Annotated in this window: 12 protein-coding genes and 1 tRNA gene; 9 read left to right on the forward strand and 4 right to left on the reverse strand. The window is 60.9% G+C overall.

All coding sequences use genetic code 11. From position 1 onward, the window contains the following. Positions 1–251 precede the first annotated feature (251 nt). The gene (locus ACW73L_RS14310; protein ID WP_498922938.1) at positions 252–2,483 is read left to right on the forward strand and encodes a heavy metal translocating P-type ATPase; all 2,232 of its coding nucleotides are present in this window, start codon (positions 252–254) and stop codon (positions 2,481–2,483) included. Between the two features lie 67 nt (positions 2,484–2,550). Here the strand turns inward: ACW73L_RS14310 and ACW73L_RS14315 are convergent, their stop codons facing one another. Continuing rightward, entirely contained in the window at positions 2,551–3,609 is a 1,059-nt protein-coding gene (locus tag ACW73L_RS14315) for an FAD:protein FMN transferase (protein ID WP_498922939.1), read from the reverse strand. Position 3,610: 1 nt separating this feature from the next. Beyond that, positions 3,611–5,488 (reverse strand): potassium transporter Kup, encoded by a 1,878-nt coding sequence (locus tag ACW73L_RS14320; RefSeq protein WP_498922940.1) that lies wholly within the window; start codon positions 5,486–5,488, stop codon positions 3,611–3,613. Between the two features lie 351 nt (positions 5,489–5,839). Between ACW73L_RS14320 and ACW73L_RS14325 the strand changes: the two genes are divergently transcribed. The 8 genes from ACW73L_RS14325 (at position 5,840) to ACW73L_RS14360 (ending at position 14,411) form a co-directional block, all read left to right on the forward strand. After that, the gene (locus ACW73L_RS14325) at positions 5,840–6,325 is read left to right on the forward strand and encodes a (2Fe-2S) ferredoxin domain-containing protein (protein ID WP_498922942.1); all 486 of its coding nucleotides are present in this window, start codon (positions 5,840–5,842) and stop codon (positions 6,323–6,325) included. Positions 6,326–6,564: 239 nt separating this feature from the next. Next, positions 6,565–8,202: an NAD(P)-binding protein gene (locus ACW73L_RS14330; protein ID WP_498922944.1), complete on the forward strand. Its 1,638-nt coding sequence runs from the start codon at positions 6,565–6,567 to the stop codon at positions 8,200–8,202. Between the two features lie 4 nt (positions 8,203–8,206). Then, positions 8,207–11,794: a pyruvate:ferredoxin (flavodoxin) oxidoreductase gene (nifJ, locus tag ACW73L_RS14335; protein ID WP_498922945.1), complete on the forward strand. Its 3,588-nt coding sequence runs from the start codon at positions 8,207–8,209 to the stop codon at positions 11,792–11,794. Positions 11,795–11,805: 11 nt separating this feature from the next. Further along, a complete protein-coding gene (locus tag ACW73L_RS14340; RefSeq protein WP_498922947.1) occupies positions 11,806–12,795 on the forward strand; it encodes a dihydroorotate dehydrogenase-like protein in 990 nt (329 codons plus the stop codon). Positions 12,796–12,954: 159 nt separating this feature from the next. Then, on the forward strand, positions 12,955–13,305 hold the full coding sequence (rsfS, locus tag ACW73L_RS14345; protein ID WP_498922949.1) for a ribosome silencing factor: 351 nt from the start codon (positions 12,955–12,957) through the stop codon (positions 13,303–13,305). 119 nt (positions 13,306–13,424) lie between these two features. Next, the gene (gene rplM / locus ACW73L_RS14350; RefSeq protein WP_129884636.1) at positions 13,425–13,853 is read left to right on the forward strand and encodes a 50S ribosomal protein L13; all 429 of its coding nucleotides are present in this window, start codon (positions 13,425–13,427) and stop codon (positions 13,851–13,853) included. A gap of 20 nt (positions 13,854–13,873) precedes the next feature. Further along, a complete protein-coding gene (rpsI, locus tag ACW73L_RS14355) occupies positions 13,874–14,266 on the forward strand; it encodes a 30S ribosomal protein S9 (protein ID WP_129884637.1) in 393 nt (130 codons plus the stop codon). Between the two features lie 71 nt (positions 14,267–14,337). Beyond that, positions 14,338–14,411: transfer RNA gene (locus tag ACW73L_RS14360), tRNA-Gln, on the forward strand. A 310-nt stretch (positions 14,412–14,721) separates the two neighbouring features. Here ACW73L_RS14360 and ACW73L_RS14365 read toward each other — a convergent pair. After that, entirely contained in the window at positions 14,722–15,090 is a 369-nt protein-coding gene (locus ACW73L_RS14365) for a hypothetical protein (RefSeq protein WP_498922951.1), read from the reverse strand. Between the two features lie 1,310 nt (positions 15,091–16,400). Next, on the reverse strand, positions 16,401–17,501 hold the full coding sequence (locus tag ACW73L_RS14370; RefSeq protein WP_498922952.1) for a hypothetical protein: 1,101 nt from the start codon (positions 17,499–17,501) through the stop codon (positions 16,401–16,403). Positions 17,502–18,697 lie beyond the last annotated feature (1,196 nt).

An 18,697-nucleotide genomic window follows, 5' to 3' on the forward strand; every position in this document is an offset into this window, starting at 1 on the left:
ATCGGCGTCGCAGCACGTCGCGAAGCCCGGCGTCCGGCCCGATTTACCCCGGTCACCCGTCAGATCCGAGCTTTCAGATGTGATACCGTGCTGACAGGCAACGACCGCTGAGCGCTGCGCTGTCATCGCTGGGCTTCGCGGCCCGCGACGGGCCTCAGTCACTCCGTGACGCCGCGCTTGGTAACATGCCGCGGAGGGGCGGGGCGCCGCAGTTGCTCGCCTCAGGACAAGTTTTTGCTGGAGGATTCCCGATGACCGCCACAACCGCTGACGATGTAACGCCCATCCGACTCTCGGTGCTCGGCATGCGCTGCGCCGGCTGTGTGCAGTCCGTTGAGGATGCGCTGAAAGCGGTCGTTGGCGTTGAGACTGCCGAAGTCAATTTCGGCGACCACACGGCGGTTGTCCGCGGCGCAGTTGATCCTGCAGTTCTGAAAGCCGCGCTATTGGACGCCGGTTATGACGGCGCGGTGATGGAAGGTATCGAAGACGTGGGCGCGCAAGAGGAACTCGAGGAGCAGCGCTACCATGACCTGATGAAGAAGGCCCTTGTCGCCGGTGCGCTGGGGATCCCGCTGATGCTCGGCGCCCATTTGAACTGGCTGCCCGAGTTGGGCACCCCCGCCGGAACCCGCTTCTGGACGCTCGTGTCGCTGATGACACTGGGCATCCTGTATTACGCTGGCGGCCATTTTTTCCGCGGTGCGCTGAAGTCCTTTCAGCATCGGCAGGCGAACATGGATACGCTGATCGCGCTCGGGACCGGCGCGGCGTGGTTCTATTCGACGATCGCGATCGACTACGCGGCACTCCTCCCGGCCGCAGCCAAGCACGCGTATTTCGAAGCGGCCGTGATCATCCTCGCCTTCATCAATTTCGGCCAAGCGTTGGAGACGCGCGCCCGCGGCAAGACCTCGTCGGCTATTCGCGAACTGGTCGGTTTGCAGCCGAGGACCGCACGCGTCGTGCGTGAAGGCCGGGAATTGGATATTCCGATCGCCGATGTCGGCCTGGAGGAAACGGTACGGGTTCGTTCCGGCGAAAAGATTCCGGTGGACGGGGTGGTTCTCGAAGGTCACTCTTCGGTCGACGAATCGATGTTGACCGGGGAGCCGATGCCGGTCGAGAAGGGACCGGGCGAGGAAGTCGTTGCCGGGACCTTGAATCAGAGCGGTACCTTTCTGCTCAAGACGACCCGCATCGGTCGGGATACCGTGCTGGCGCAGATCATCGCCAGTGTCCGGCAGGCTCAGGCCAGCAAGCCCGAGATCGCAAGGCTGGCTGACCGCATTGCAGCGGTTTTCGTGCCGGCGGTCGTGGCAATTGCGGTGGTCTCGTTCCTGATCTGGTGGATGGTTGGTCCCGACCCCTCCTTCGGTTACGCCTTCGTTGCCGCGATGACGGTGCTCGTGATCGCCTGCCCCTGTGCGCTCGGTTTGGCGACACCGATCTCCGTCATGGTGGGCGTGGGCAAGGCGGCTCAGAAGGGCATCCTGATTCGCAATGGCGATGCCCTGCAGACGGCCGGCAAGCTCGACTGTATCGTTCTGGACAAGACCGGCACGGTAACCGCCGGGAAGCCGACCGTGGCGGTGGTCGAGGGTATCGACGAGTGGAGCGAGCAGCGCGTACTGGGTTGGGCGGCGGGTCTGGAAAAGGGCTCGGAGCACCCACTGGCCGCGGCCGTGCTGGCCGCGGCGGTCGCCAAAGGGGTCGAGCCCGCCAGCGTGGACGGGTTTGCCGCCATTCCGGGCTATGGCGTCGAAGGGCGGATCGACGGGCAAGTGGTGCTGCTCGGTAATCCCGCACTGATGCGCGAAAGGGCGGTCGATGGCGGGCGCTTCGAACAGCGTCTCGCTGAGCTCACAGCGCTCGGACAGACACCGATGCTGCTCGCTGTCGACGGATTGCTGGTCGGTCTGGTGACAGTGGCCGATCCGATCAAACCCGATTCGAAACAGGCCATAGCGCGGCTGAAATCGGCGGGTGTGCGGGTGCTGATGGTGACGGGCGACAATGAGGTCACAGCGCGCGCAATCGCCGAAGCGGCCGGTATCGACGATATCCGAGCGCAGGTCCTGCCGGCCGACAAGGCCGTGGTCGTCAAGGGGTTGCAGGATCAGGGCGCGACGGTAGGCATGGTCGGAGACGGGATCAACGACGCGCCGGCCTTGGCGCAGGCCAACGTCGGCTTTGCGATCGGGACCGGGACGGATATCGCCATCGAGAGTGCGGACGTGGTCATCATGGCTGGCTCACTTTCGAAGGTGCCCGAAGCGATGCATTTGTCGCAAGCCACGCTGAAAAACATCAAGCAGAACTTCTTCGGTGCGTTCCTGTACAACGCTCTGGCGATACCAGTGGCCGCAGGCTTGCTGTACCCGATGTTCGGACTGCTGTTAAACCCGATGATTGCCGGTGCCGCGATGGCCATGTCATCCGTGACCGTCGTGACGAACGCCAACCGTCTACGTTGGTTGTAGCCGCGAACGACCGGATGGCCGAAGTGCCTCCAGATCGCCGCTACGAAAATTTCATAAGGAGCGCCGTTCAGCGCGGTGTCGCAGCGGCGGATGACTCGTCGTCGGTCGTCAGGAAGGTCGAGCTCATATGCTCCTTCAGATCCTTGCCTTCCTGGTAGATCAGCAGGGCCTTGAGCTTTTCCGCCTCGGCGATGCGAGCGGCTTCTGCTTCGCCCACGCACAGCAGCGCCGTGTCCCACGCGTCCGCCCAGGTCGGGTCTTCGTGCAGCACACTGACGGATAGCAGGTGGTGCGTCACGGGCCTCCCGGTCCGCGGATCGAGGATGTGCGAATACACCGTGCCCCGGTCTTCGAAAAAGTTGCGGTAGGTGCCGGCGGTCATGACAGCCGTGCCTCGTTCTTGATGGAATTCCAGGACCCGCTGCACTTCCCGTGTGAACGGTGTCGGCTTTTCGATTGCGATGCGCCAGGGCGAACCGTCCGCCTTGCGACCGCGCACCTTCAGTTCCCCGCCGATCTCGACCATGTAGGCATTCAGGCCTTGTCGTTCCAGCAGCCCGGCGACCACGGCCACGCTGTAGCCCTGGGCGATGGACGATAGATCGATCCGTATTTCGGGGTCGGATTTGCGCAGCCGGTGGTTCTCGCGATCCACCTCGATCCGCGACATGCCCACATGCGCAAGCGCCTGCCTGATTTCTTCGTTGCTGGGGACGCGGTTCTCGTGCCGCGAAAAGCCCCACAGGTCGAACAGCGGCTTAACGGTAAGATCGTAGCAGCCGTTCGAGCGATCGTAGACCTGCCGCGCGATGTCGACCACTTCGGCAATCTCCGTAGAAACCTCCACCCAGTCGGTCGTGTGCCTTGCATTGAGTTGCGAGATCTCGGAGTCGTCCCGGTAGTTCGAAAGCTTCCGGTCGATGTCCGCGAAGGCGGCTTTGATCTGCGCGTGAAGGGCCTCGCGCGACACGGGGGTGCCGTTCGAAATGACCTTGACGTGGTAAGTCGTACCTTGAATCTCGCCTTCCAGAGCGAGCTCCGGTTCGACTGGCTGGCAACTGATCAGAGTCAGCGCGAGCGATAAGGCGACGGTCGCACTTGCGGGGCGCCGGGCGGCTGATGCCATTTCATACCTCGATGACGCTACCCAACTCGATGACGCGTCGGGGCGGTAGCCGAAAAAATTGTAATGGGCTCGCGGCATTGCGGTACAGCGAAATGAAGAGCTTCTCCTGATAGCGGTTCAGTTCGCGGTCTCGGGTCGGGATGACGGTTTCGCGACCGAGGAAGAACGTTGCCTCGTCCAGGTTGATCGCGAGTCCCGCCAGCGGACACAGGGCCAGCGCCCGTGGTACGTGCGGTACCTGCATGAAACCGAATTTCGCCGTGACGCGGAAGAAATTCTGTTCGAGGTTCTCGACCATCAGTCGATCCTTTTCCGAAACGAACGGGATGTCCTCGAAGATCACCGTCAGCAGAATGATCCGCTCGTGCAGGATGTGATTGTGCTCGAAATTCTGTAGTAGTGCGAAGGGAAGGCTAAGGTGGCGTGAGTTCAAAAAGATTGCCGTGCCCGGAACCCGTATGGGTGGGTAGGTCGCAATCTGTTCGAGAAAGGCGCCCAAGGACACGGACTCGCGCTGCAGGCGATGCTGCAGGACCTCCCGTCCCCGCTTCCAGGTCGTCATGGTCAGGAAGGACGCGCCGCCTAACAACAACGGAAACCAGCCGCCTTCCGGAATTTTCGGGATGTTTGCGGCAAAGAATGACAGATCGATAAAGAGGAATATGCCCATCACGGCGGTGGCCCAGCGGATGGGCCATTTCCAGCTATCGATCGCCACGATGAACGCAAGCATCGTGTCGATCGCCATCGCCCCGGTGACGGCGATCCCGTAGGCTGCTGCCAGTTCGGCAGAGGAACCAAAGAACAGCACGAGTCCAATGACGCCGAACATCAGAACCCGATTGACGGCCGGCACGAAAATTTGACCGATCTCGGATTCCGAGGTGTGAATCATCCGTTGCCGCGGCAGGTAGTCCAACTGGATCGCTTGCCGCGTTATCGAGAAGGCCCCGGAAATCACCGCCTGGGATGCGATGATCGTTGCCAGGGTCGCGAGTGCGACCATCGGGTACAAAGCTCCCTCGGGTACCAGCAGGTAAAAGGGATTCTGCATCGCCTCCGGATTGCGCAGCAGCAGTGCGCCTTGGCCCAGGTAGTTGATCAACAGTGCCGGGAGGACGAACAGGTACCAGGACCAGCGAATTGAGGCCAGACCGAAATGGCCCATGTCGGCATACAGGGCTTCGCCGCCGGTCAGGGCCAGGACCACGGCGCCCAGGATGAAAAAGCCCTGCCAGCCCTGGTTCTGAAAGAATTGCACGGCGTACAGTGGATTCAGCGCCTCAAGCACCTCCGGGTTCTGGATCAGGCTGCAAAATCCCAGATAACCCACGGCCAGAAACCACAGGACCATGATCGGGCCGAACAGGATGCCGACGCGGCTTGTGCCGTATCGCTGGATCGAGAACAAGGCCAGCAGCACACCCACGGCGATGGGCTGGATGAAGGGATGCAGTTGCGGTGTGCCGATCTCCAGGCCTTCAACTGCACTGAGCACGGAGATAGCCGGCGTGATCAGGCCGTCGCCGTAGAATAGGGCTGTGCCGAAAAGGCCGATGCCCATGATCCAGGCTCGGTGACTCCGCCGATGCCGCCGGTGCAGAGCCAAGGCCATCAACGCCATGATGCCGCCCTCGCCGCGGTTATCGGCGCGCATGATGAACAGCACGTACTTGATGGAGATCACCATGGTCAGCGCCCAGAAGATCAGGGACAGCGCACCCATGACATTGCTGGGGCTGGGGTCGGTAGCGAGCGGACCGCTGAACATCAGCTTCATCGTGTACAGCGGGCTGGTTCCGATGTCGCCATAAACCACGCCGATGGCGCCCACGATGGTGGTAATCAGCCGCTGAGGTTTGTCCTTGTCGCTTTTCATCGGGGAGCGGGGGTCATGTCGGAGGCAGTGATCCGGCGCGGGCTGCCGCTTCGTCATTTTTGCAAGGGGGCAGCGAAGCTACGCGATTTCCCGGGGTACGGGCGATGCGGCGTCGGGTGGCGCTGTTGGCCGGGCGATAGTGTACGCCGGGAACGGCATCGATGGGCAGTCGAAGTGCCTAATCCCCGCCACGCCGCATCGCATCGACGTAGCGCGGCGCTTATTCGGCGAACTGAGGAAGCCCGGCGGCGATCAAGTCTGCGTGGATCCATGTCGGCGTTACGATCTCTATCTGCCGCAAGATGCTGCCGGGTCAGGAACGATCTGCAACGGATCCGACCCAGTGCAGCGGTGGCTGAGCCGACGACCCAGGCAATGCCCTGCCCGGTGGTGGTAGAATCGGAGGCCTTGTGGCGCTCCGAGCGGGCGCATGCGCTTCAGACCAACGTCATGACCCCAGCCCCCGAAGACGACTCCGCGGACCTCGGCAAGATCGCTGCAGCGCTCGCGATCGGCCAGACCCAACGACACCTTTTCCTCTGTTCCGATCAGACCAAGCCTAAGTGCTGCGACAAGGCCTCCGGGCTGGAATCCTGGGAGTACCTCAAGCGGCGGCTCGACGAATTGAAACTCAGCGGACGCGGTGGGATTCAGCGCACCAAGGCCAACTGCTTGCGGATCTGCCTGAAAGGCCCGATCGCCGTGGTCTATCCGGAGGGCGTCTGGTATCACTCCTGTACGCCGACAGTGCTGGAGCGAATCATTCAGGAACACCTAGTGGGCGGACAACCGGTTGCCGATTACATGATTCCCATCGGCGAGCGACCGCCCTGCTGAGTCTGCTAGGGCCCCATGCGACGCAGCACCACGGAAATGCAGCCTCCGGCCGGTTCAGCATACGGGGCCCGCGCTACGTTTGCCGCGACGCCATCCGTCGTCGGACCGCTTCGCCGGTGGTGTGTTGGGGCACGGTCGCGGTCCGCTGCGATTCCGGGTCACGGCAAGCGCATCGTCGGTCTCGGCCAGGACGAAGCCACAGGTCTTTGCCCATTTCCCCAACTCGAAGGGTCCCACTTATGAGTAGCCCCAAAGCTCGCGACATGACCCGCCCGGCTGATTTGCTGCAGCATGGGCGCGGCACCGGTCCGCTGCGTTCGCAACGTCCCGTTTATCTCGATCTGTTGCCGCCATGCAATCACGCATGCCCGGCGGGCGAGAACATCCAGTTGTGGCTGTCGCATGTTCAGGCGGGGCGCTACGAGCGGGCGTGGCAGGCGCTGATGCGCGACAACCCGATGCCGGCCATCCACGGCCGCGTCTGCTATCACCCTTGCGAGACGAGTTGCAACCGCGGTGTCATCGACGATTCGGTCAGCATCCATGCGGTCGAGCGGTTTCTCGGCGATCTCGCGCTGCGCGAGGGCTGGACCATAACGCCTGACCAGCCGCCCAGTGGCAAGCGCGTTCTGATCGTCGGCGCCGGCCCCAGCGGACTTTCGGCCGCCTACCACCTGGCACGGATGGGGCACAGCGTGGAGATCCGCGAGGCCGGGCCGGTGGCCGGGGGTATGATGCATTTTGGTATCCCGGCGTATCGCTTGCCGCGTAGCGAACTGATGGGTGAAATCCGGCGCATCGAGCAGATGGGGGTCCGGATCACCTTGAACCACAAGGTGGAAAATCTGCTGCAGGAGCAATTGCAGGGCGGGTTCGATGCCGCGTTCGTTGCGGTCGGCGCCCATCTCAGCAAGCGCGTCGACATTCCCGCTCGAGATGCCGGGAAGATCCTCGATGCCGTGAGCTTCCTGCGGCAGGCGGCGACCGGTGAGGCGCCCTTGCTCGGACGGCGCGTGGCTGTCTATGGCGGCGGCAACACCGCGATGGACGCAGCGCGGACCGCGAAACGCCTGGGTGCCGAGGAAGCGCTGATCATCTATCGTCGCGACCGCGACCATATGCCGGCGCATCCCTTCGAGGCCGACGAGGCCATCGAAGAAGGCGTCAAGATCAACTGGCTGCGGACCATCAAAGAGATCGAGGAAACGCGGATCACGGTCGAAATCATGGCGATCAATGCGGAGGGCTATCCGGAACCCACCGGCCGTTTCGAAACGCTGGAGGCTGATGCGCTGATCCTGGCGCTCGGTCAGGACACGGATAGCGGGTTTCTGCGTCAGGTCCCCGATATCGAGTTCAAGAAGGACGGCACCGTGATCGTGGACGCGAGGATGATGACCGGCCATGCCGGGATTTTCGCCGGCGGCGATATGGTGCCAAGCGAGCGGACCGTGACGGTTGCCGTGGGGCATGGCAAGAAGGCTGCCCGGCATATCGATGCCTATCTCCGTGATAGCGCGTATGCCAAGCCGCCGTCCCAGGAACTGGCGACCTTCGAGAAGCTGCATCTTTGGTATTTCACGGAGGCCGATCAGCGGCAACAGGCAGAACTTGATCCGAGCGTCCGGGCCTACGGTTTTTCGGAAGTGCTGTCGGGCCTCAGCGAAAACGAGGCCGTGTTCGAAGCCCGGCGATGCTTCTCCTGCGGCAACTGCTTCGAGTGCGACGGCTGCTACGGGGCCTGTCCCGAGCAGGCCATCGTCAAGCTCGGACCCGGTAAGCGCTACCGTTACGACTACGACCGTTGCACCGGATGCGCGGTGTGTTTCGAACAATGCCCGTGTCATGCGATCGAGATGGTCGCGGAGGGGGAGTGAGGCAATGAGCGACCGTAAAGTGATGACGCTGGAGGGCAACGAGGCCGTGGCCTATGTGGCGTACCGCGTCAACGAGGTGTGCGCGATTTATCCCATCACGCCATCCTCGACCATGGCCGAACTGGCGGATCAGTGGTCGGCCGAAGGCAAGCGCAACATCTGGGGCGAAATACCGCTCGTGGCCGAGATGCAGAGCGAAGGCGGTGCGGCTGGGGCAGTGCATGGAGCTTTGCAGACCGGCGCGTTGACGACGACCTTCACGGCTTCTCAGGGCCTGCTACTGATGATCCCGAACATGTACAAGATTGCCGGCGAATTGACGCCGACGGTCTTTCATGTCGCGGCGCGGTCGCTGGCGGCCCAGGGCTTGTCGATATTCGGGGATCACTCCGACGTGGCAGCCGTGCGGCACACCGGCTTCGCGCAGCTGTCGTCCGCATCGGTACAGGAGGCCCATGATTTCGCCTTGATCGCGCAGGCGGCGAGCCTGGCGTCCCGTGTACCGTTCGTGCACTTTTTCGATGGGTTCCGGACCTCGCACGAGGTTAGCAAGATCGATCTGATCTCGGATGTCCAGTTGCGGGCAATGATCGACGAGCGGTTGGTGCGCGCCCACCGTGCCCGCGCGCTGAATCCGGATGCCCCGTTCATCCGCGGTACGGCGCAAAACCCGGATGTCTATTTTCAGGGGCGCGAGAGCGCAAATCCGTTCTATGCGGAGTTGCCCGCCATCGTCCAGCAGACCATGGATCGTTTCGGTGAGTGCGTGGGTCGGCACTACCGTCTGTTTGATTACTACGGTCACCCGGAAGCCGAACGCGTCGTCGTCGTGATGGGCAGCGGTGCCTACACGGTTCGTGAGACGGTGGCCTATCTGAATGCGCGCGGCGAGAGGGTGGGCGTGATTCATGTCCGTTTCTGCCTGCCATTCTCGGCCGAGCACTTCCTTGCGGCCCTGCCATCCACGACCCGCGCGGTCGCGGTCCTCGACCGGCTCAAGGCGCCGGGCAGCACTGGCGAACCACTCTATGCGGACGTCGTCGCGGTGCTCAGCGAGGCCTACACGAGGGGCGCGCTGGCGCTGCCGGGGCTCCCACGCACGATCGGTGGCCGCTATGGTCTGTCCTCGAAGGAATTCAATCCGGCCATGGTGAAGGCGGTGTTCGACGAGCTGGCTAAAGCGCAGCCGAAGAACCGCTTCACGGTCGGCATCAACGACGATGTCTCCCATACCAGCCTCGTTTACGACTCGGCGTTCGACATCGAGTCGGACAGCGCGGTCCGTGCCCTCTTTTTCGGGTTGGGCGCGGATGGCACGGTCGGTGCCAACAAGAACAGCATCAAGATTATCGGCGAGTCCACAGATTTGTATGCTCAAGGGTATTTCGTCTACGACTCGAAGAAGTCCGGCTCGCAGACTGTCTCGCACGTGCGCTTCGGACCCGAGCCCATCCAGGCTCCGTACCTGATCGAGTCAGCCAATTTTATCGGTTGCCACCAGTTCAACTTCATCGAGAAAGTCGACGTGCTGGCGAAGGCCAAGCCCGGCGGAACCTTCCTGCTGAACAGCCCGTTCGGTCCGAGCGAGGTCTGGGACCATTTGCCGTGCGACGTCCAGCGTCAGTTGATCGCCAAGAAGCTGAGGTTCTACGTGATCGATGCCTCGGCCGTCGCGCAGGCGACGGGCATGGGTACGCGGACCAACACCATCATGCAGACCTGTTTTTTCGCTTTGTCAGGGGTGCTACCTCGCGAAGAGGCCATCGGCAAGATTAAGGACGCGATCAGGAAGACCTACGGCAAGAAGGGCGACGAGGTCGTGCAGAAAAACTTCCGTGCCGTCGACCAGACGCTGGAGAATCTGTTCGAGGTGAGCGTCCCTGCCGCGGTGACCAGCAGCCAGGAACGCCCGCCGGCGGTACCGCCAGGCGCCCCCGAGTTCGTGCAGCGCGTCACGGCGATCATGATGGCCGGTCTCGGCGACGAGTTGCCTGTGAGTGCGATGCCGGTGGATGGCACCTATCCGTCTGGTACCACCCAGTGGGAGAAGCGGAACATCGCGCTGTCGGTGCCGCACTGGGAGCCCGATCTGTGCATCCAGTGCGGGAATTGCAGCTTCGTCTGCCCGCATAGTGTGATCCGCGCCAAGTTCTACCACGAGTCGCGGCTGAAGGCCGCGCCCGAGGGTTTCCAGTCGGCGCCGATCAGTGCGAGGGGCTTTCCGGGCACGCGCTACACGCTGCAGATTTATGCCGAGGATTGCACTGGCTGCAGCCTGTGCGTCGAGGTCTGTCCTGCTCAGAGCTTCAAGGAGAGCGGCGTCAAGGCCATCAATATGGCGGAGAAGCCGGATCTCGACCAAGCGCGGAGTCACATTGCATTTTTCGAAAAGCTCCCGGTGAACGACAGAGCCCGAGTCGATTTCTCGTCGGTGCGCGGCGCGCAGTTTCTGGAGCCCTTGTTCGAGTTCTCCGGCGCCTGCGCGGGTTGCGGCGAAACGCCCTACGTGAAGCTGCTGTCGCAATTATTCGGTGATCGGTTGATCGTCGCGAACGCGACCGGCTGTTCTTCGATTTACGGTGGGAACCTGCCCACGACGCCATGGTCGGTCAACGGCGAGGGCAGGGGACCGGCCTGGTCCAATTCGTTGTTCGAGGATAATGCAGAGTTTGGCTTCGGTTTCCGGCTGACGGCGGACCAACACTTGAGCCTCGCGCGTCAACTCGCGAACGGGCTCAAGGGCAAGGTCGATGCGCAGCTGGTCGATGAGATCGTCAGTGCGCCGCAGTTGACCGAGTCGCAGATCCGAGCGCAGCGCGAGCGCGTCGCAAAGCTGAAAGCGCAGTTGCTGGTCCTTGATGATGAGATGGCGCGGGATCTATTGTCCGTGGTGAATCATTTCGTCCGTCGAAGCATTTGGATGGTAGGCGGCGATGGCTGGGCTTACGACATCGGCTCGGGAGGTCTGGATCACGTTCTGGCCAGTGGCCGCGATATCAATGTGCTGGTGCTGGACACGGAGGTCTACTCGAATACCGGCGGACAAATGTCGAAGGCGACGCCGTTGGGGGCAGTCGCGAAATTTGCCGCGGCAGGGAAGCCGGTCGCCAAGAAGGACCTGGCGCTGCAGGCGATCGCTTACGGCAGCGTCTATGTCGCACGGGTCGCGATGGGCGGCAATCCCCAGCAGACCTTGCTCGCTTTGCGCGAAGCGGAAGCGTATCCCGGTCCCTCGCTGATCCTGGCCTACAGCCACTGTATCGCCCACGGCATCAACATGCAGCACGGGATGCGGCAGCAGGACCTGGCCGTTGCGAGCGGCTACTGGCCGCTGATCCGCTACAACCCGGCGCTGCGCGACTCTGATCGCAATCCGTTCGTGCTGGACTCTCCGCGGCCGCGGGTCAAGTTCAAGCACTACGCGCTCAATGAGCTGCGATACAAGATGCTGAGTCGGACCAACCCGCTGGAGTCCGACCGACTGATGGCGATGGCGCAGACCGCCGTCGACCAGAAGTGGCAAATCTACGAGGAGATGGCGAGCCGCGATAGCAGGCAGTTCTCTCCCGACGCCAGTGTGAAGAGCCGCTGAGGACGACGCGCATGAACCTTAAAACTCGCTACATGGGGCTCGAACTGCAACATCCGGTCATTGCCTCGGCTTCGCCCTTGTCCGAATCGCTCGATGGCATTCGGCAACTCGAGGATGCCGGCGCCGCGGCGGTCGTGATGTTCTCGCTGTTCGAGGAGCAGATCCGTAACGAAAGCGCAGCCTTCGAGCATTTCATGGAGCACGGCACCCTAAGCTTCGCGGAGTCGCTGAGCTATTTTCCGGAGATCGACGACCAGCCGGCCGGGCCCGATGCCTACTTGGACCTGATCCGGCGCGCGACGCAGGCCGTCGGCATCCCGGTGATCGCCAGCCTCAACTGTGTCACCGCCGAGGGCTGGACGGATTACGCCCGGCAAATCGAGCAGGCCGGTGCCCAGGGCCTGGAGTTGAACATCTACGGCATCGAAGCCAACCTCACGACCTCCGGCCAGGAGGTCGAGCAACGCTATCTCGACATTTTGCAGACAGTGAAGGCGGCGGTGAAGATTCCGGTCGCGCTGAAACTGAGTCCGTTTTTCAGCGCGATCGGCCACATGACCAATCGGCTGGACGAAGCCGGGGCGGACGCGCTGGTGTTATTCAATCGCTTCTACCAGCCCGACCTCGACATCGACCGGCTCGAAGTGGCGCCGACGCTGAAACTGAGTCAAGCGGGAGAGATTCGCCTGCCGCTGCTGTGGATCGCGCTGTTGCACGGTCACGTCAAGGCTTCGTTGGCCGCGACGCGCGGCGTGGAAACCTCGGCCGAGGTCATCAAGTATCTTCTGGCCGGAGCTGATGCGGTCATGACGGCCTCTGCGCTCCTCCGGAATGGTCCCGGTTACGTCAGGACACTCGTTTCCGGCCTGAGCGAGTGGCTGCACGACCGGGAGTTCGAATCAGTGGATCAGATCCGTGGCATCATGAGCCATCGGAAGGTCAAGAACCCCGCCGCTTTCGAACGCGCCAACTACATCAAAGTCTTGGAAAGCTACAAGTGAACAAGCTTGCCGCACACATCTCAGAGTGCGCGGCAAGGCTTGCAGCGGACGCCGCATCTTCTAAGCTATCCGCTCAGGCATGACGCCCAGAGTACGTCCTTGCGTCTCGTGGCCAGTAACACAACGCTCGTTGAGGCTTGCCTTAACCCTCTTCAAAATATGCAAACAGAACAACTACTCGCAATCGCCATCAAGGCACTCGATGAGGGCAAAGCCATTGATGTGCGCGTCATCGACGTGCGGGGCAAGACCAGCATCGCCGACTACATGGTCATCGCCAGCGGAACCTCGGACCGCCACGTGAAGTCACTCGCCTCGCGCGTCGTTGAAGATGCCAAACACGCCGGCGTGCCTCCGCTCGGCGTCGAAGGTGAAATCACCGGGGAATGGGTGCTCGTCGACCTGGTAGATGTCATCGTGCACGTCATGCAACCGCGAGTACGCGAGTTCTATCAGCTCGAGAAATTCTGGCAGGCTGATTACGCAGAGCCGAAGGCTGCGTCGGCGTGATCCTTGGCGTCCTGCCTGGCATGCCCCCAAAAGTGAAGCGGGCCATAGGCTTGCCTCGAGCCGCTCAAGACGTTATAATGGCCGACTTTTAATCCGGCCTTCAGACTGGAACACAAGAAATGAAGACCTTTAGCGCCAAGCCAGCCGAAGTCAAGCGGGACTGGTTCGTCATTGATGCCGACGGCAAGACTCTCGGCCGGTTGAGCACAGAGATCGCCCGCCGACTGCGCGGCAAGCACAAACCTGTTTACACCCCGCACGTCGATACCGGCGACTACATCATCGTGGTCAACGCCGAAAAGGTGCGTGTCACGGGCACCAAGGAGCAGGACAAGGTGTATTACAAGCACACCGGATACATCGGGAACATGAAGTCGATAACGCTGGGCAAACTGCGTCAGCGCAAGCCGGAGCGCATCATCGAGACTGCCGTTCAGGGTATGTTGCCAAAGAACCCACTGGGCCGCGCGATGTTCCGCAAGCTCAAGGTTTATGCAGGCCCCACCCATAATCACCAGGCGCAGCAACCGCTCGCGCTGGAAATCTAGTCGTCGAGTTCACAGCACACATGGCACAGATCAGCTACTACGGTACCGGGCGCCGCAAGAGCGCCGTCGCGCGCGTTTACGCGAAGCCGGGCAAGGGACAAATCACGATCAACAACAAGGTTCTCGCCGACTATTTCGGTCGGAAGACCGACCAGATGGTCGTGTTGCAGCCACTCGAACTGGTCGATCTGGCTGACAAGGTCGACGTGAACGTGAAAGTTTGCGGTGGCGGTCCGTCCGGGCAGGCCGGCGCCATTCGTCATGGTCTGACCCGTGCGCTGATCGAATACGACGAAGCCCTGCGCTCCGACCTGCGCCGCGCCGGTTACGTCACGCGCGATGCCCGTGAGGTCGAGCGTAAGAAGGTCGGCCTGCACAAGGCCCGCCGGCGTCCTCAGTACTCGAAGCGATAAGCTTCAACGGTCGCGTCGCAGCGCTTTACCCGTAGTGAGTGCGTTGCGTCCGGCCCGCTTCACCCGATACTTGGGGGATCGTCTAGTGGTAGGACAACGGACTCTGACTCCGTTAACCTAGGTTCGAATCCTAGTCCCCCAGCCAATCAAAACAGCAACTTACTTGTTGCTGGCAATCGCGGGCAGTTGTGGATAACTGCCCTTTTTTGTGTCCGGTGGCATGAACTTGCTACGCTGGACCGGGAGACCCAGACACCTGACGCGCCCACGCTTGTTTGGGTAACTCGTTTCACCGACAGACTAGCCGCCCGCCCGCCAGCTCGACACGCACGATGGGGAAAAGAAATCGGGCTGAGCGCCGGGAGTCTTGTGGCGGTCCGCGGGCTCGCGCCATTAATCTATCTATGCCAATCGCCAATCGCCCTTCGGGGGCAGCCCCGACTCGGGGCTCTCTATCAGCGAAGATCCCAGCGCGGCTGGCCAACCAGCCGGCAAACCGCCTGCACCAAGCATTCGGCTAACGCCGCGATCAAAATGAGGCCCGGGAAGACCTTTTCTCCTGTCTTGATATACTCCAGCTCTTTGCTCTTATAGAGTTCGTTTAGGCAGCGCAGGGCCTCTCTCTGATCGCCGGACAGCTCCAGGTGCGACGAGAGGCCCCGAGCCGTCGCTTCTCCGAGAGCTTTCTCCAGGTCGTGGCCGATTAGCGGTAGATCCTCCAGTGCAAGGCCACGGTGCAGCAGGAAAGCCTTTAGCGACAGCTCTATGGAGTGTCCCAGAAGATACAGAGCAGGAATGACCACCCTCTCGGAAACAGGACCCATCGGTCCCCAATCCTCATCAGGGCCTCGGCACATTGAGGCCGCCTCCAAAAAGCTTTGGGCATAAAAGGTCAACCCCTGGGGGGTGGTTTTGGCCCGCTCGGCAGGCCCACAGCGCTGGGGTTTTTTTTCCTGGGCATCGCATGAGGGTAAGCCATGGGCAGTGGCAGAGCAAACTCGGGAACAACTGAGGCGCTGCCTCGGCAATAAAGCGCGGGTCAAATAGGCGCTTGAAACCTGCAAGTAGTGATGACCGACAGTGCAGCCGCGATGGCGGGCCCTTTAGGACCTTGCCAGGCACTGGCTTTATGGTAGACAGGTTCGACAGTACCAGAAATCCAGCCACTGTCGGATCGCAGTCGGCTAGATTAGAGGCTGGCAGGAAGACCGGCTTGAGGCGAGCATCATGCCTGCGTTGTGTAGGTCAGTTGGCGCCGCTTCGTCGGCGCCACGTCGGTATGGGGCCATGTCAGGCGGCCGTTCTAAGCCTCCAGTGCTTAACGCGCCAGTATTCATCGACCGACATGCGCGCTTCGCTAGCCCATTGTAGGCGGTCTGTCGGACTGCCACTCCCTGGATGCCCATCGTATCTGTGCCACCGCCAAACCGGTCTTTGCATCTGTCGGGATCGCCGGAGCCCGGCTCTCCGAGTATCGTACGTTTTCACGGATCGGCCCGCTGCACAGTGAACGCCGCTATATTGCAGCCGCCCGCAGAAATGGTAGCTCACGCCCCGGCTAGAACGTTTGGTCCAATGCGGTCAGCGATCCGCTGCGTCTGATTTGCTGTGTCAGTGTTGCGGAGTTACTGACGAAAACGCGATTGCCCAAGAACCAAATGCGACCGCCCTTGCGTGCTGCGGATTCGATGACCGTTGAAGGGATATTGTTGGAGCAGACGCCGGACTTGGTTCCGGCAAGGCGTATGAAGACGAGCAGGTCGTTTTGGTGACGAGTCATGAAAGTGGTGCGATCAATCAAAAAAAGCCAAGCGTAGACGCCTCAGTCATTGTCCGCAGCGAACTCCTTCACACTTTCGCTAGCACGCAAATATTGCGGCCCTGGATGGCGAGCAAACGACCCTGCGGCCTGAAAGGGTTGATGCGGTCTGATGCCGCGTTCAGAGGCCAGCAGAGTGGGCTAATCTCGGTCTATGCCGCTAGATTGCCGAAACCGGGGAAACGCCCGTGGCTAACTTCTTCTGCCTCGGTGGCATGCCTGTGGCGGGTCGCCGCGGGGAAGGCGAGGGACTCAAATGCGTGGGGCCCCTCGCATGACCAACCCACAGGTGCGGCTCCTTCACACCACCCAGCGTCACGCCGATAACAAGGGCTGGTGAACAGGCTGATCAAGCCGCGCTGCGTCAACGCCCTCTCTGGGTTTCCATGGAAGGTTACGCAGGGCTTCATTGAACGCAATGGCGAACAGTTCGTGGCTCGGCTCGCGCTTGTCGGCGATCTCCGGGTTGCTGATGTAAGGCACAACGACCGGGTTGGTGTTGATCTCCCATACGGCGATACGGTTCATGCGGTCGACGCTGTAGTCAATTCGGCCGTATTGAATGTTTGCTAACTCGCATACTCTTTGCAATTGTTTGGCATGCGGATTGTCCCGGATATAGTCCAGCTCTCGTTGGCAGTACTCCGGTTCCTGACGCGAAGAGCCAAACTTGACCACCCAGTTTTCCGAAAACCACAAATGCGCGGGCACGATGCGACCATTAACGACGAATGCGCCATATTTGTGATACAGTCCGTTGGCGTCCGATGTATCGATGAATTCGCATACCACGATGTCTTTCGGCCGCTGCAGACGGCGTCTAATCCGACACAGTCGGCCCATCAGGGAGTTGTCTTTCGGTAGTGAAATGTCCAGCCGAGCGGATGACCTTTTTTCCGGGGAGGCGGCCGAGTCACTGTTAGCTTTTCTCTTTCGCGAGAACAGGCCTTCCCATCTAAAACCCGTCAAGGCACGAATCTCGGATTCGACGTCAGCCGGGTTATAGAGCAATTTCGTGCGCGGTGCACCATGGTCGTCGGCAATGCGAACAAAGACCGGAAAGCGAGCGCCACTCCAGTCCTGATCAGCGCGATAGACCCGGAACCGATTCACATCGGCTTCTTTAAGTACGGACAGTAGGTCATATCGCAGCAGCGAACTTTGAGGAGAGTTAATTAGCGTGATATCGGGCCTTTGGCGCGAGATCTCCCGATGAACCTTGATCGCCGCACGTTTGTGACCAAGCACCAAGCGCTCGAGATCAGTGAAAATTACCGTGCCGGCCGGGATGGACCTTACGTCGACCTTTTCGCCATAGGGTATAAATTTGACTCGGGACGCGATGGAATCACCATGTGTTGCGAGATAGGTTCCCCACGTGTAGGTGTGTTCCGACGAGATGAAGATCGTGATCATATTGGCGCGAACCTGTGTATAGCGATATTGGATATAAAGTCACATTCGACAACGAACATACCCCTTCCCTCGGCACGTCCTGATGTATTTCGGTCGTACCTTAGCGTCCCGCCTGCATTACGCCGGGCACTCTCAACGTATTCCTCCCGGGTCGACGTGGCATTTCCGTTTGCCAGACTCGTTCGTGGCCCCCCCTTGATCAAATGAGACATTTGGTCTTCATCCGAAAGCAGGACGGGCGAAGCGCACAGCGAGAGGAAGGTTATCGCCTGTCCAGCGTGTACCGTAATTCCTTCGCGCTACCTGTTAACGCTTTGGTTCAACGCCGTGCTAGTTCAACGCTAGCAACAGTGGTGCCAATATCCCAAGCTATTGGTTTTTAGAGCTAAAAACGCTTATCACAGATCCGGAGAGGAGGAATTGTAAAATTCTCCGACTGACGAACTACTGTAATGGGCCCGCGTGGCGGTTTGGTGGGATCCAACCGGGTAGGCATGCGGGTCACGACGATTACCGTTCTTGGCAGCGCCGATACGCTCAGTTTTGCTATTGCCGAACGGGCTGACGTGCAGATGGAATGGATTTCTCGGCGATCGGAACGCCAAAGCTGCTTCTTTCATCACTCTCCCCCCTCGTAGGCATAAGGTCGTAACGAGTCGATGCCGAGCGCTCTTTCCAATTTGAAATGACCGCTGGAAGGTCTTCCGAGACGCTTGCTCTTGCGTTGATGAAGTTCGGTTCGGTGTATCGGTCAATTCACCGAAGATCAAAAGCTAACGAGGTCCGGGAACCGAGACCCCATCAAGCACAGCAACCCAGCCCGGTCAGTTAATTCTTTCTGATTACGCATCATGGCCCATCAGAGGGCTGGAACCTAACAGAAGCCGTTCCGGGCGGCAATACGTAGAAACACGTAGTTGTGAGTCCGGCCGCCAAGGCGTCACGCGCTAACCACATTAATCACAGGTGAGGTTTCGCAGGGCTGCTGGCGTGGTACCGACGTGTGGCGGGTAGCCTGGGTTCGCGAGCTGGTACGCCGCGACGCGAAGTACATGGGCCGGAACTCATCATCTGAAACGGCGGGCGCGGCCAGACTTGGCCTCGACTTCAGCGCGCGGTTGTGGAACATCCCATGGTCCGCGTGCGCGGACTAGGACGTGACAACGAGGCATCCCTGGGCGGGCGTCTTATCGTTC

This window comes from Methylolobus aquaticus, assembly GCF_054172105.1.

Coding starts and splice junctions, on each gene's coding strand:
- ACW73L_RS14310 (WP_498922938.1), top strand. CDS start 252: ATGACCGCCACAACCGCTGACGATGTAACGCCCATCCGACTCTCGGTG.
- ACW73L_RS14315 (WP_498922939.1), bottom strand. CDS start 3,609: ATGGCATCAGCCGCCCGGCGCCCCGCAAGTGCGACCGTCGCCTTATCG.
- ACW73L_RS14320 (WP_498922940.1), bottom strand. CDS start 5,488: ATGAAAAGCGACAAGGACAAACCTCAGCGGCTGATTACCACCATCGTG.
- ACW73L_RS14330 (WP_498922944.1), top strand. CDS start 6,565: ATGAGTAGCCCCAAAGCTCGCGACATGACCCGCCCGGCTGATTTGCTG.
- nifJ (WP_498922945.1), top strand. CDS start 8,207: ATGAGCGACCGTAAAGTGATGACGCTGGAGGGCAACGAGGCCGTGGCC.
- ACW73L_RS14340 (WP_498922947.1), top strand. CDS start 11,806: ATGAACCTTAAAACTCGCTACATGGGGCTCGAACTGCAACATCCGGTC.
- rsfS (WP_498922949.1), top strand. CDS start 12,955: ATGCAAACAGAACAACTACTCGCAATCGCCATCAAGGCACTCGATGAG.
- rplM (WP_129884636.1), top strand. CDS start 13,425: ATGAAGACCTTTAGCGCCAAGCCAGCCGAAGTCAAGCGGGACTGGTTC.
- rpsI (WP_129884637.1), top strand. CDS start 13,874: ATGGCACAGATCAGCTACTACGGTACCGGGCGCCGCAAGAGCGCCGTC.
- ACW73L_RS14365 (WP_498922951.1), bottom strand. CDS start 15,090: ATGGGTCCTGTTTCCGAGAGGGTGGTCATTCCTGCTCTGTATCTTCTG.
- ACW73L_RS14370 (WP_498922952.1), bottom strand. CDS start 17,501: ATGATCACGATCTTCATCTCGTCGGAACACACCTACACGTGGGGAACC.